Origin of the sequence: Roseiflexus sp. RS-1 (assembly GCF_000016665.1) — a bacterium.
Classification (GTDB): Bacteria; Chloroflexota; Chloroflexia; order Chloroflexales; family Roseiflexaceae; genus Roseiflexus.
In genome coordinates, this window is sequence record NC_009523.1 from 1128076 (window position 1) to 1140807 (window position 12732).

Consider the following 12732-nt stretch of genomic DNA (forward strand, 5'->3'; position numbering starts at 1 on the left):
TTGATACCATTACAGCACATGCGGTATCATTGAGTGAGGAGGCGCGCATGTGCCGATCGATCCTTGTGCCGCTCGACGGTTCGGCGTTCAGTGAGCATGCGCTGCCACTTGCGCTCTCCGTCGCGCGGCGATCGGGCGCGCAACTCTATCTTGCCCACGTACTATCCGGGCGTGGCGGTCTGAGCAATGGGACGGATCGCGCCACAGCAGCAAGTCGAACGGTGTATCTCGAACGTCTGGCGCAGCAGATCGAGAATCAATCGGTACGCGCGCCGATTACGTCGATCCTTACTGGACCCGTCGCCGATACGCTGCTGGATTACGCCCGCTCAATCCGGTGCGACCTGATCGTTCTGACAACCCATGGTCGGGGGGCGCTGTCGCGTCTCTGGCTTGGGAGCGTTGCCGATGTCATTGTGCGACGTTCACCGGCGCCGGTGATGCTTGTGCGCCCCCATCAACCGACATCCAACGCGAAGGTCGAGCGTCCCCTGCGGCGGGTGCTGGTTCCTCTCGACGGTTCGCCGCTGGCCGAAGCGATTATTGAGCATGTCGTCCATATTGGGCGCATTATGGATTTCGAGTACACGCTGCTGCGTGTCGTCGATCCTGCGGCGCTGGGGCTTTCGCCGCGCGATGAGGAAAGCGCCGACGCAGCAATGCTTCAACCACTCAGAGATCGAGCGCAAATGTATCTAGATCGACAGGTGGAGGAATTTCGTGCGCAGGGGTTGCGGGCTGAAGCCGTGGTGACGGTTGGAGAACCGGCTTCGAGCATTCTTGCCTATGCGCGGGCGCATGGGAGTGACATGATTGCGATGGCCACCCACGGACGCGGCGGGGTTTCACTGGTGCTGCTCGGCAGCATTGCAGATAAAGTGCTGCGGGGATCGTCGTTGCCGATGTTGCTGTACAGCCCGGGGGCGAAGTTCAGGCATTGATCCCTTGAAGGGATGTGTGGATCTGGTACCGTTGCAGGAGCACAGCGGCATCATCGTCGCTCAGCGGCGTTTGCCAGCCATCGACGGCTTGCGCCGCGCCGGAGGGATGCAGATCGAGCGTGACGGCATCATCGACCCAGGGCCTGACAATGCTGAGAATGGATGGATCGGCGCGTGGTGTTGCGAGAATGCACGCAACCGGATGGTAGCGTCGCAATGCCTGAAGCGCGGCTAATTGCGCCAGCCCGCTGTTCAAACCATCATCAACCAGGATAATTGGTCGCCGGATGTCGAGCGGCAGGGGACGTCCCTGGCGATAGAGCTGGATCAGGTCAGGGAGGTTCGACTGCTCGGCTCTGATAACATCCCAGACGATGGTCGGCGTTACGCCGGGTAGACGCAGGATGGCGCCGTTCAGACACAACCCGCCCGACTCGCTGATCGCACCGGCGGCAATCGCAGGATGGGCGCGCACCCGAAACTCGCGGGTGACAATGACATCCACCCCAAGACGGAGCGATCGCGCCAGTTCCCCCCCAACCGCCACTCCTCCCGGCGGAATGGCCAGCACGATTGCATGCGCGCCACGGAACCGCTTCAGCGTCGATGCGAGTCTTCGACCTGCCATTGCGCGATCTTCGTAGCGATCATCGCATCCTATCAGCGGCGCTCCGTAGACTGGCTCGATCACGGGAGGTTTCATAACCGGCTACCGCGTTTCCATTATCGTCCGACACTCTGATCCTGTGCGACCAGATAGACGAACTGCTTGCAATCACGTCCGGGGATCGGCGTGTGGCGCTCCGGTCGATCCAGCATGCAGCCGATTCCGTTGAAGTAGCGGCAGTTGTCGCAGCGGTGCAGGTGGTAGTGACAACGCCAGCACTGATCGTCACGACCGATGGTTTCGAGCGAGCGCCCGCGCAGGACGGCGCCGCAATGATGGCATACCAGCGTTGGTCGAGCGGCGTCGTGTAACTCACTGCCGGTTGCCAGCGCGATCTGCAAGCGGAACAGATCGCTCTCGGTGATGATGCCAACCACCCGCCCCTCGTCATCGACAACGGGTAATCCGCCGATTTTGTGCTTCAACATCAACCTGGCAGCATCAAGGGTCGATGCGTCTGGTGTGATGGTAATAACATGACGGGTCATACACTCGGCGACAGTCACCCGATCCAGCAGGGCGCGCCATTCATAATAACTGAGCGTCGTATCGACAGGTTGGGCGCTGCGCAGGTCGCCGCGCGTGATAATACCCGCCAGTTTGCCGTTTTCGACGATCGGCAACCGTCGGATGCGCCGCTGCTCCATCAGGCGTTGCGCTTCGGCGAGCGTGGCGGTTGGGGCGATGACAATTGCGGGGGTGCTCATCCAGTCAGCCACTCGTTGATCTTTCATGTGATTCCTCCAACGCGCGGCAGGTCTACGATGTCTGGATGTACTGTACCATGCTGCATTGCAGCAAAAAGAAAAGAAACCATTACGTATGGAGAGTATGCGTTTACATGCGTGCTGGTATTCGACGCATCCAGGTGGGGTGTTGGGTGGCGAATCTGTTACCGCAGGTGATAACCTGTTACGCCACACACGATGTATGGCGGGCTACAATTTTGTTAAGCGTTCGAATCATGCATCGGTTGCTGTGCTGCCTGGACCGTGCGTTCTGACGGTCATCGCGCATGGCAATGATCCAGAAAGGAGAACTTCAATGGCGAAGACATCTTCATCTTCCGGGCGACGCGCTTCAGTGCCTGCCGAGGAGGAGATCCGCTTCTGGATGCGCGCTCCGGCAGTCACAGTCAACCTGGCGGCGCCGGTGAGCGAGGCGCTGGCGCTGATGCGCGAGCATAACATTCGCCGATTGCCGGTGGTTATTGATACTGGTGAACTGCGGGGCATCATTACGCAGGGCGATATTCGCGGGGCGGATCTGCTGCGGGTCGCGGGGATGGATCCGTTCGATATTGCCGATGCACTGCGACGGATCAAGGTGTATGAGGTGATGTCGGAGGATCCGATTACGGTGACGCCGGAAACCAGCCTGCGCGAGGCGGCGATGCTGATGATTGAGAACAAGATCGGCGGGTTGCCGGTGGTGGACGAGAATCGTATGGTGGTCGGCATCATTACCGAAAGTGACCTGTTCGAGGCGCTGGTGCATGTGCTGGAAAGCCGGGACAGGGAAGAAACTGCGTGATGCGTCTGTTCCGTCAGGGATGACGTGAAAGGGGAAGGCGTCAGGCAGGCGCGTTCGGAATATGCTGCTATGCGCCGATGTGATCAGGCGGGCGAAGATTATGTTTCGCCCGCCTGTTTGTCTGTTCGTCGCCTGGAAGGTGCGTGGCGAGCATAGCCTGAGTGAGACGCCTGTGCTACAATGTCGGTGTCGATCCGGACACGCAGGCAGAGGTGGAACCTATGAGCGCGACGTTGACCGATCAGGCGAATGCCGTCAGGCCGACGGATACTGAACCCTTCTACGGCTGGCGGTTCATCCGTCGGGAACTGCCGGATGGAACCATTGAGTGGGATCAGGTTCCGTTAACGTATGAAGATGTGCTGCACCCGGAAGAGGGGGATCAGGTGACCCACAGCAGTATCCATCAGCGACGCTGGCATTACCTGCGTGAGGTGTTCGAGCGCCAGGTCGCCGATGACCCGTCGGCGGTCGTGCTGGACGATGTGCGGATCGAATGGGATGTGCCCGATCTCAGGCCGCACGGTCCCGATCTGATGGTTATTTTTGGGGTGCGCGAGCGCAAGAACTGGAGCACCTTTCGCGTTGCTGAAGAGGGGGTGCGTCCGGCGCTGATTGTCGAAATTACGTCCCCAGAGACGCGTGGGCATGACGTGATGACGAAGGTCGATCACTACGAACTGGCAGGAGTTCCGCTCTATGTTATTGTTGATGCGGTCGAGCGGCGTGGACAGCCTGGGGTGCGGTTGATCGGGTATACGCTGACGCCGGAAGGGTATCGGGTGCTGGCGCCGGACGATCAGGGGCGATTGTGGCTGGCGCCGGTGCGAGTCTGGTTGGGGGTGCGCGACGGAGAAATCATCTGCTATGACGAGTCTGGTCGTCCGTTAGGGGATCACCTGGCGCTGGCGCGTGCGTTGCAGGAGGAGGAGCAGGCGCGGCGCGAGGCGGAAGCCCGCGCAATGGAAGCGGAAACACGCGCAACCGCTGAACAACGTGCGCGCGCGGCTGCCGAAGCGCGGGTGCGGGAACTTGAGGAAGCGCTCCGGCGGACGCAGCAGAACCTATAGCCTGGATCTCATCGCCAGGGAAATATGGTCTTTGAGTAATTATTCCGCTCTAGCCCGCGCAGGCGGGCTTCGCCTTGCATAGCCGAGGGCTTCAGCCCGACGGCACGAGGCGCATACCGGATTATAGTTGTTCTCAGATACGTTGAACCCTTGACTGGATTTCTAGAGCGTTCCATCTTCGTCTCTGGCGGGCTGAAGCCCTGGCTGAGGTCGGGCAAGCCCTGCGGGCTGGATCAACCCCAGTCTCCCCGAAATATGGCAAGGGTAACCGAAACGCCAGCCCCGCAGGGGCTTCCATGTGCTCAGGGAGGGCTTTAGCCCGCACGTGCCGCGGTCGTCCGAGGAGGTTCAACCTCTTTGAGAACTGCTATAAATGCTCAATCCCCATATCAGCGCGTAGTCTCACCTGTTCTCAGAAATAGCAACCCTCATCCCCAAAAGCAGAACACCCATCGACTCACGATATCCACGACTGCAACGCCTCTGCTTCGTCAGTCGCTTCCCACGGCAGATCGAGGTCTGAGCGACCGACATGACCATACACTGCCAGTCGGCGGTAGAGATCGCCGTGACACATCGTTGCCAGTTGTCGCAGGCGTAAACGACGGATAATCCCTCCAGGGCGAAAGTCGAAATGCCTGGCAACCCTATCGGTCAGCGTATCGTCATCAAGGCGACCGGTGCCATATGTTTCAACACGCACGCTGACCGGTTCGGCGATACCAATTGAGTAACTCAGTTGTACTTCGCACTGCTCCGCGAGACCGGCGGCAACGATATTCTTTGCGGCATGACGCGCCGCATATGCACCAATCCGGTCGATGCGAGTCGGGTCTTTTCCGCTCAGCGCTGCGCTACTCTGTCGTGAAAAGCCGCCATACGTATCGACGCCATTCTTGCGTCCGGTCAACCCGGCGTGCAGTGCGGGTCCCCCCTCGAATACCGCACCTTCAGGATTGATCTGAATTCTGGTGCGCTCGTCCGGCGCAAATGGTTGATCCGCAAACGCGGGTCGGATGACCTGTTCGATCAGGTCGGTGTGCAGGGTTGCCAGTGATACCCGTGAGTCCTGCTGACTGGCGAGCAGCGTGATACTATCGATGCGACGCGGCATGCGACCGGAGAAGGCAATGCCGACCTGACACTTCGCGTCGGGCGCCAGATAACGAAGTGTTTTTCGACGCACACCGTCATACTGACGCATCAGACGGTGAGCGCACCAGAGCGGCAGCGGCGCCAGGTCCGGCGTATGCATGCAGGCGTAACCGAACAGGGTGACGTTCTCCTGCGCCGTCAGTTGGGAAAGACCCTCTTCATCAAGCGTGGTTTCGTCGAAACGTGGACGGAGACCGTTCATTTCACTCAGACTGGTCATAACTGTGCAGGTACGTCCGTTGAAAGCGCCCTGGTCGTAGCCGACATCGAGGATGATTTCGCGTGCTGTGTTGGGAATATCAACCACTGCGTCAGCGGCGACCTTGACCGACACGAACAGGATGCCGGTCGAAACGGCGCACTCGGCGACAACTGATGCGAACGGGTCCTGACGCAGGTAGTGCCCGACAAGTGCGTCACTGATCTGGTCGCATAGTTTGTCCGGATGCCCCGCACTGACCGACTCGGATGTGAAAATGTAGTGCGACGCCATCTCCTCACCTCTCCTCTTGTTGTATCTCCCTCCTGTTTTGCGTATACATGAGTTCTTTTACGATCTCGTTGATCAGCAAGGGCGTTGTAGAAACGCCGGCAACGATTGCCCAGTCGAGCAATCCAAGCGGCGTTACACCCAGGATGCCACGCAATCCTGGAAGAATCGTTGCCATCACCTGCAGACCAATACCACCGCCGACAGCCAGTGGCATATATCGATTGGGTGGGCATGCACCTGGCTCAAAAATACTGTGGCGTTCCGAACGGCAACTGAGTGCGTGGAGTAATTGCGCGACCGTGATCGTCATGAAGGCCAGTGTGCTGGCGCGCGGTCCGACACCATAACGGGTCAACCCAATCCCATAAGCGGTCAGTGTGGCAGCGGTCAGAAGTGCACCTTCAACCCCGATGCGTTGCAGGTCGGTGCGCGAAAACATCGGCGCCTGCGGGTCGCGGGGTGGACGTGACATAACGTCCGCTTCCGGCAGTTCGACACTCAGCGCCAGTTCGGGGAAGATATCGGTAACCAGATTGATCCAGAGCAACTGGATCGGGTTCAGCGGTTCGCCTGCGCCAATGGCAGTCGCCAGCAGCGTTACGGCGATCTCGCTGGTATTGCTCGCCAGGATGAAATGCACCGCCTTCTTGATATCGTCGTAGATGGCGCGCCCCTGCTCGACCGCGATGATAATCGTTTGCAGGTTGTCGTCACGGACGACGATATCAGCGACTTCCTGCGCCAGTTGACTGCCATCGCGCCCCATGGCGATGCCGATATCGGCGGCGCGCAGCGCAGGACCGTCATTAATGCCGTCGCCGGTCATGGCAACGACACGTCCGGCGCGCTGAAGCGCCTGCACGATGCGCAGTTTGTGCGCCGGACTGACGCGCGAAAAGATGTCAATGCGTTGTGCCAGTGACCGCAGCACATCGGGTGGCACGTGTTCGAGCTGGGCGGCGTCGATCCCTTCCAGATGCCCATCGCGGCGCAGCCCGATCTGGCGGGCAATTGCGTGAGCAGTGGCGCTCTGATCGCCGGTGACCATAATCGGGTGCAGACCGGCAGCGCGAAAACGTGCGATTAACTCGCGCATCCCGGGTCGTGGCGGGTCGGCGATGCCTGCCAGACCGACCCAGATCAGATCGCGCCGTTCGTCTGGCAGATCGTTGCCATACGTGTACGCAACGCCAAGCACCCGCAGCGCCTGACCGGCCATCCGTTCATTTTCGGTCACAATGCGCGTCCGATCACGGTCGCTGAGCGGCTGCACAATTCCCTGGCACAGGTGATGGCTACACATTGCCAGCACCTGATCCGGCGCTCCTTTGATCGCCATCAGTTCATCACCGCCGGTGGCGTGCCAGGTGACCATGTAGTTGCGCTGGGTGCTCCGCAATTGCACACGCAGGAGCGGATATTGCTGCCGCAATGCAATGACATCAATGCCGGCATCGAGCGCTGCGCGTACCAGAGCGATTTCGGTTGGCGTTCCCCGCAACTGGGGCGCACCATTGTTCATCTCAATACGCACGTCGCTGCAGAGTGCAGTGAGTCGCAACAGGTCGATCAGTTCACCTGCGCTCACATTGGTTGTTCCGTCGTCCTCGGGCTGGAACGTGGCCGCTTCGTGACGGAAGCGGGTCATTCCGGCGAATACCGTGACCAGCGTCATCTGATTCAGGGTGATCGTCCCGGTCTTGTCCAGGCACACATCCTGCACTGCGCCAAGCGTCTCAACCGCGACCAGGCGACGAACCAGAATGTTCTGTCGCTCCAGGCGACGCAGACCGAGTGCCAGCGTTGTTGTGGCGACGGTGGGCAACCCTTCAGGAATGGCGGCAACCGCCAGGGACACCGCAGTTTTGAGCATAACCAGGAAGCCATACCCGCGCAACAGTCCAATGACAAACACACCGCCACAGATCGCGAGCGACAGAAGCGCCAGCTGACTGCCAAGCACGCGGAGTTGTCGCTGGAGCGGCGTTTCGGGTTGTTCCGTCTCGGCGAGCATCCGCTGGATATGCCCCACTTCGGTTGCCGCACCGGTGGCGACGACGATCGCGCGCGCGCTGCCGCCGGTGACAATTGCGCCGCGGTAGACCATGTTGATGCGACTTCCGAGTGGGGTATCCGGTGCAAGGATGACATCGGCGCGTTTGGCAACCGGGACGCTTTCGCCGGTGAGCGCCGACTCATCGACAGTTAGATCATCAGTTTCAATCAGGCGCGCATCGGCAGGCGCCGGCATGCCGCGTTGCAGAACAATGACATCGCCAGGGACGAGTTCTTCGCCTGGCAGGTTATATTCAGCGCCCGCACGAACCACGCGCGCAACCGGTTTTGCGCCACGGCTGAGACCGGCGATGGTTTTCTCCGCCCGGTTTTCGGTAAAAAAACCTATTCCAGCGTTGATCAGCACGACGCTAAGAATAACCACGCCATCGGCAACGCCGCCGGTTGCAATCGACAGAATGGCTGAAACTCCGAGCAACGCCACCGGTAGACTGCTGAACTGCGCGATCAGCATACCGAACGTCGATCGACGGCGAATCTCGGGAAGTACGTTTGCCCCTGCTTCGTTCAAGCGTCGTCGGGCAACCGCCGGATCCAGTCCCTGACCCGGTGAGGTGTCGAGGATCTGTGCGACGTCTTCAATCGACATGGTATGCCAGGGACGCTGTACCTGCGCCTGACCCGGTTCGTCAACACCGGCGAGAATCCGAACCACCCGCGCCTGCACCTCTTCGACACCGATCGCCGGGTCGCACTGGATGAGAACGGTTCCGGTCAGAATATTCGCCGAGACCGCGCGAATTCCGGGTTGACGCACGATGTGCCGCTCGATACGCTCTTTCTGCGCCGGGTTGCGATACAGTCCGGCGACGCGCAAACGTACACGCCCTGGCAGGCGGTGAAGCACTGTGATAACCACTGCTGTCGGCGGAGGGGCAGGCGCCGCCGGTGCAGCGACCTCACGGATCGGTGCGGCACGCAGAGTCAGCACGGAGAGCGGTGTCGTCTGGCTCAGGATATTGCCTGCGGAGACCTGCACCACATCCTGCGCGCCCTGAGGACCTTCGATGCGACGCAGGCGCACCAGCAGATTTTCGCTCACACCCAGCCAGCGCACCCGCATATCGCCGGGTTTCAGTGTCGCGTCGCCGCGCTCATCGACGATCAATGTCAGCGTCCGCCCAATATGGATGGTCACCGTGCCAAAGGGCGTATTTTGGGGAAGCGCGTGTGGCTGAGCGAAGTGCAGGGCAATTTCTGGTCGGTCGCCGCTACGGGTGACATACACCTCATCGAGCGACTCAACCACCTGCGGGTAGGGCAGGAACTCATCGAGCGCCTGACGGATCTGGCAGGCATCGAGCGCCTCACGCAACGCGGCGCCAGAAATGAGACAGGGACCCTCGCTACTCAACGCAACCAGCAGATCGCGGAAGGTGCCGCCTTTCCCAAACGCTGTTTCAAGAACAGGCTGGAGGTCAGCGACGTCCCAGACTGGCAGAGCGGATGACTTTATCGAAAGGTCTGTCGTCATGCGGATACGATGACTTCCCTTCCACACACGTCCCAATCCATGGAAGGGTTAACGTCCGACGCGGCGCGAGCGATACAGGGCAAGAATAGCAAGCGCGTGCGCCAGAAGCGTGCTTGCCGGACCCAGCGCCTGACCACGCAGCACCTGGACGATGCTGGCGCCGATCAACCCGACGAACGCCACTTCGAGCAGGTCGAACGAGCCATTCGATGATCGTTGCAGGAAGCGATCCAGTTGATCGATCCGCTCGGTTGCCGCCGTCAGCGCCGGATTGACTGGCGGCGGCGGCTCCTCGACGGCGAACAGCCCTAGATTGATCGCATCGCGCCGCAGGTCATCGTTTGTGCCGTGGTAACGCAGCAAAATACTTGCTGTCAGCGGGTTGGCTTCGACATACATCACCCGTTCACACGCTGACAGATCACGTTCAACACGCATGAAGTAGGCAGCATCACCCTTGCGCTCCGGGATGCGCACACGCACACGGTCGCCAATACGATGCGCAATGTAGCCAGCAGGAAGCATACAATGCCTTCAACTCAGGATTCGACGCGCCCATCGGCGCCTGCTGCGTTCTGCGCGTGCATTTCGACCTGAACTTCCGCAACGATGTCGCTGAGGGTCTCGACAAGCAGCGCCGCCATTTCGCGTCCGCGCTCGTACCCGATCAACGCGGCCTTAACGCTCTGTTTGACTGCGGGCCGGGCAAGCGGCGCCAGCAGTGGCAGGGCGTTGCGTGCCGCAAGAGTCGCGCCGACGCCAAGTGCGATGCCGGTAATGAGGCTTCGGGTATCAGCCACGCCATACACCTCGGATTGTCTGATAACCAGGACATCGGTATTATAAAACGCAGAGCGGTTTCAGACAATTCGTATCGCCGGATCATCAGCCAGACAACCGATCAATAACCCCCCGGTAGCACTCGTAACACACCATGTTCGCCACTTGCGGCGGCGGGGCATTATCGGGCAGATGAAGACGCTCGATCGCTTCCTCGACCTCGAACCACCCCTCACCCGGCACATAGACCTTTTTGCACCAGCTGCAAACTGACACGACATCGGGTGAGCGCTCGCACCGGGCATCCAGCAGCGCGACATACGCGCGCGCCTCTTCATGGGTTATCCGGCTGTCGAAGGCGATGCTGCCATCGGGAAGCGGCGCGATCTGTAACTCGACAACCCGTCGCGCTGTTGGTGAGTCGCAGCGCATATGCACGGTGATTGTTTTCCCGCTCCGCACCCGGCTCAGGATCAGGCGGTAGAGGTGGCGCGTTTCCGGGTCGCTGATGAATTTCCAGATCGGGCGACTCCAGACGTTGGACGGCGTGAGGTGCGCGCCATCGTTTTCGCGGGCGAATTCGAGCCAATCTTCGTTGAAGAACGTAATGCGATCATGGTCGTCGATACGGTAGGCGAATGTGCGGGGTGCTGGAAGGAGTTCCATTGAAAGCCTCTACCGTTTGCGTCATCATGCGCGGCGGAGGCTCACGCGATGTGCGCCTCCATGGCGCGTCTTAAGATGACCACATGATATCGTGTCAGTGCAATCATACCACAGGTCGTTACATTTTCGCAGTATCGGGCGGTCAGTAAGTGTTCACATGTCTCCTGGGCGCGAGGGCATCTTGCCCTCGTAGACGCGACGAGGGCGGGACGCCCTCGCTCCCAGGCACGTGTGTTACCCCAGGTGTGAACAGTTACGGCGGTTGCAACAATTGAATTGGTCTTCTGGTATCATATTCTGGATCATGTCTGACAACCAGGGAGCCATCCATGTCCGCTGTTTCCATCTCCGCGCTGAGCAACCTGTACGCCACGCGGGCAAAAACACTCGCCCCCGCTCAGATCTGGCCCGAACACGAAGGTGATCTGATCTCGCTGGCGTATGGTTTTGCGGCGCCAGAGTTGTTTCCCACCGATGACCTGCTCTCCGCCACTGCCGAAGTTCTGGCGGAGGATGCTGCCGAGGCGTTGAATTATGGTCCGACCTATCCCGGTCTGGTGCAGTTTGTTGTGAATCGTCTGCGTGCGCAGGGAACCCCTGCCGAAGCCGACAATGTGCTGATTTCGTATGGGTCGAGTCAGGTGCTGGCGCTGCTGCCGCAGGTTTTCATCGATCCCGGCGATGTAGTGATCGTCGAAGGTCCGACGTTCATGGGCGCAGTGCGACATTTTGCGCTGGCTGGCGCCCGCCTGATAACAGTGAACGTCGATGATGAGGGTCTGGATATCGATGCCCTGGAAGCGACGCTGCGCGATCTGGCGAAGCGAGGGCAGCGCCCGAAGTTCATCTATACGATCCCGACGTTCCACAATCCGAGCGGTACGCTTATGCCGCTGGAGCGTCGCCGCCGACTGGTGGCGCTGGCGAAGGAGTATGGCGTGCTGGTCGTCGAAGATGACGCCTACGGCGATCTCTACTTCGAGAATCCGCCGCCGCCGCGTCTCTCTGCGCTTGATCACGAGGGGTGGGTGGTGCAGGTCGGCACTTTCTCGAAAATCCTGGCGCCAGGACTGCGCATGGGATGGGCTTGTGGGAACCGCGATATTATTCAGCGCCTGGCAAGTTTCAAACTCGAAGGATCGAGCGGTCCGTTCCTGACCCGTATGGTCGAGCGGTACTGCGCCGATGGGCGTCTGGAGCGGCATATTGCTGATCTGCGCGCTGCCTACCGTGTGCGGCGCGACCTGATGCTGGCGGCAATTGCGCGTGAATGGCCCCCAGATGTGCGTGTGGCGAAGCCTGAAGGAGGATTCTTCGTTTGGGCGCGGTTGCCGCAGGGTCTAAGCGCAACCGCGTTGCTCGCCGAAGCGGAAAAGCACGGGGTGACGTTCGTTCCGGGCACGCATTTTTATGCCGATGGTCGGGGTGACAATGCGTTCCGCCTGTCGTTCAGTTTCGTGCCGCCTGCACATATCGCGGATGGCATCGCACGGATCGGAGCGGCGTTTCGGACGCTTGGATAGGCGATGGGCGATGGGCGATAGGCGATAGGCGATAGGGTCACTGTTGGAGTTCGCGTGACGCGCAGGCGGGCTTCGCCCTGGCTAGCCGAGGGCGTATGGTCTTTGAATACATAATCCGTCATAGCCCGCGCAGGCGGGCTTCGCCCTGGCTAGCCGAGGGCGTATGGTCTTTGAATACATAATCCGTCATAGCCCGTGCAGGCGGGCTTCGCCCTGGCTAGCCGAGGGCGTATGGTCTTTGAATACATAATCCGTCATAGCCCGCGCAGGCGGGCTTCGCCCTGGCTAGCCGAGGGCTTCAGCCCCACGGCTCGCGCGGTAGAGCGGATTAAGTTCTCAATCTCCATTAGCCCC

At 60.2% G+C, this 12732-nt stretch carries 11 protein-coding genes; 4 read left to right on the forward strand and 7 right to left on the reverse strand.

Features of this window, described 5'->3' with window-relative positions; genetic code table 11:
* The first annotated feature begins 47 nt into the window (after positions 1-47).
* On the forward strand, positions 48-941 hold the full coding sequence (locus ROSERS_RS04740) for a universal stress protein (RefSeq protein ID WP_011955676.1): 894 nt from the start codon (positions 48-50) through the stop codon (positions 939-941).
* Here ROSERS_RS04740 and ROSERS_RS04745 read toward each other — a convergent pair.
* Positions 931-1644: a phosphoribosyltransferase family protein gene (locus ROSERS_RS04745; RefSeq protein ID WP_011955677.1), complete on the reverse strand. Its 714-nt coding sequence runs from the start codon at positions 1642-1644 to the stop codon at positions 931-933. The two genes, ROSERS_RS04740 and ROSERS_RS04745, sit on opposite strands and share 11 nt — an antisense overlap.
* 20 nt (positions 1645-1664) lie before the next feature.
* Complete coding sequence (locus ROSERS_RS04750) at positions 1665-2342, reverse strand: CBS domain-containing protein (RefSeq protein WP_011955678.1); 678 nt, start codon at positions 2340-2342, stop codon at positions 1665-1667.
* Between the two features lie 310 nt (positions 2343-2652).
* Between ROSERS_RS04750 and ROSERS_RS04755 the strand changes: the two genes are divergently transcribed.
* The gene (locus ROSERS_RS04755; RefSeq protein WP_011955679.1) at positions 2653-3141 is read left to right on the forward strand and encodes a CBS domain-containing protein; all 489 of its coding nucleotides are present in this window, start codon (positions 2653-2655) and stop codon (positions 3139-3141) included.
* 221 nt (positions 3142-3362) lie between these two features.
* A complete protein-coding gene (locus tag ROSERS_RS04760) occupies positions 3363-4211 on the forward strand; it encodes a Uma2 family endonuclease (RefSeq protein ID WP_049767469.1) in 849 nt (282 codons plus the stop codon).
* 457 nt (positions 4212-4668) lie between these two features.
* Here the strand turns inward: ROSERS_RS04760 and metK are convergent, their stop codons facing one another.
* The 5 genes from metK to ROSERS_RS04785 all read right to left on the reverse strand — a co-directional run bounded on the left by metK (position 4669) and on the right by ROSERS_RS04785 (position 10855).
* Positions 4669-5859 carry a methionine adenosyltransferase gene (gene metK / locus ROSERS_RS04765; RefSeq protein ID WP_011955681.1) on the reverse strand — a complete coding sequence of 397 codons (1191 nt, stop codon included), beginning with the start codon at positions 5857-5859 and terminating at the stop codon, positions 4669-4671.
* A gap of 4 nt (positions 5860-5863) precedes the next feature.
* Entirely contained in the window at positions 5864-9409 is a 3546-nt protein-coding gene (locus ROSERS_RS04770) for a cation-translocating P-type ATPase (RefSeq protein ID WP_011955682.1), read from the reverse strand.
* Between the two features lie 48 nt (positions 9410-9457).
* The gene (locus tag ROSERS_RS04775) at positions 9458-9934 is read right to left on the reverse strand and encodes a hypothetical protein (protein ID WP_011955683.1); all 477 of its coding nucleotides are present in this window, start codon (positions 9932-9934) and stop codon (positions 9458-9460) included.
* 14 nt (positions 9935-9948) lie between these two features.
* Complete coding sequence (locus ROSERS_RS04780; protein WP_011955684.1) at positions 9949-10209, reverse strand: DUF5132 domain-containing protein; 261 nt, start codon at positions 10207-10209, stop codon at positions 9949-9951.
* An 85-nt stretch (positions 10210-10294) separates the two neighbouring features.
* Entirely contained in the window at positions 10295-10855 is a 561-nt protein-coding gene (locus ROSERS_RS04785) for a hypothetical protein (RefSeq protein WP_011955685.1), read from the reverse strand.
* Between the two features lie 329 nt (positions 10856-11184).
* Here ROSERS_RS04785 and ROSERS_RS04790 point away from each other — a divergent pair, with 329 nt between their 5' ends.
* Complete coding sequence (locus ROSERS_RS04790) at positions 11185-12378, forward strand: aminotransferase-like domain-containing protein (RefSeq protein WP_011955686.1); 1194 nt, start codon at positions 11185-11187, stop codon at positions 12376-12378.
* Positions 12379-12732 lie beyond the last annotated feature (354 nt).

Bases quoted from the DNA above. Each gene is read 5' to 3' on its own strand.
- ROSERS_RS04740 (WP_011955676.1), top strand. From the start codon at position 48: ATGTGCCGATCGATCCTTGTGCCGCTCGACGGTTCGGCGTTCAGTGAG.
- ROSERS_RS04745 (WP_011955677.1), bottom strand. From the start codon at position 1,644: ATGAAACCTCCCGTGATCGAGCCAGTCTACGGAGCGCCGCTGATAGGA.
- ROSERS_RS04750 (WP_011955678.1), bottom strand. From the start codon at position 2,342: ATGAAAGATCAACGAGTGGCTGACTGGATGAGCACCCCCGCAATTGTC.
- ROSERS_RS04755 (WP_011955679.1), top strand. From the start codon at position 2,653: ATGGCGAAGACATCTTCATCTTCCGGGCGACGCGCTTCAGTGCCTGCC.
- ROSERS_RS04760 (WP_049767469.1), top strand. From the start codon at position 3,363: ATGAGCGCGACGTTGACCGATCAGGCGAATGCCGTCAGGCCGACGGAT.
- metK (WP_011955681.1), bottom strand. From the start codon at position 5,859: ATGGCGTCGCACTACATTTTCACATCCGAGTCGGTCAGTGCGGGGCAT.
- ROSERS_RS04770 (WP_011955682.1), bottom strand. From the start codon at position 9,409: ATGACGACAGACCTTTCGATAAAGTCATCCGCTCTGCCAGTCTGGGAC.
- ROSERS_RS04775 (WP_011955683.1), bottom strand. From the start codon at position 9,934: ATGCTTCCTGCTGGCTACATTGCGCATCGTATTGGCGACCGTGTGCGT.
- ROSERS_RS04785 (WP_011955685.1), bottom strand. From the start codon at position 10,855: ATGGAACTCCTTCCAGCACCCCGCACATTCGCCTACCGTATCGACGAC.
- ROSERS_RS04790 (WP_011955686.1), top strand. From the start codon at position 11,185: ATGTCCGCTGTTTCCATCTCCGCGCTGAGCAACCTGTACGCCACGCGG.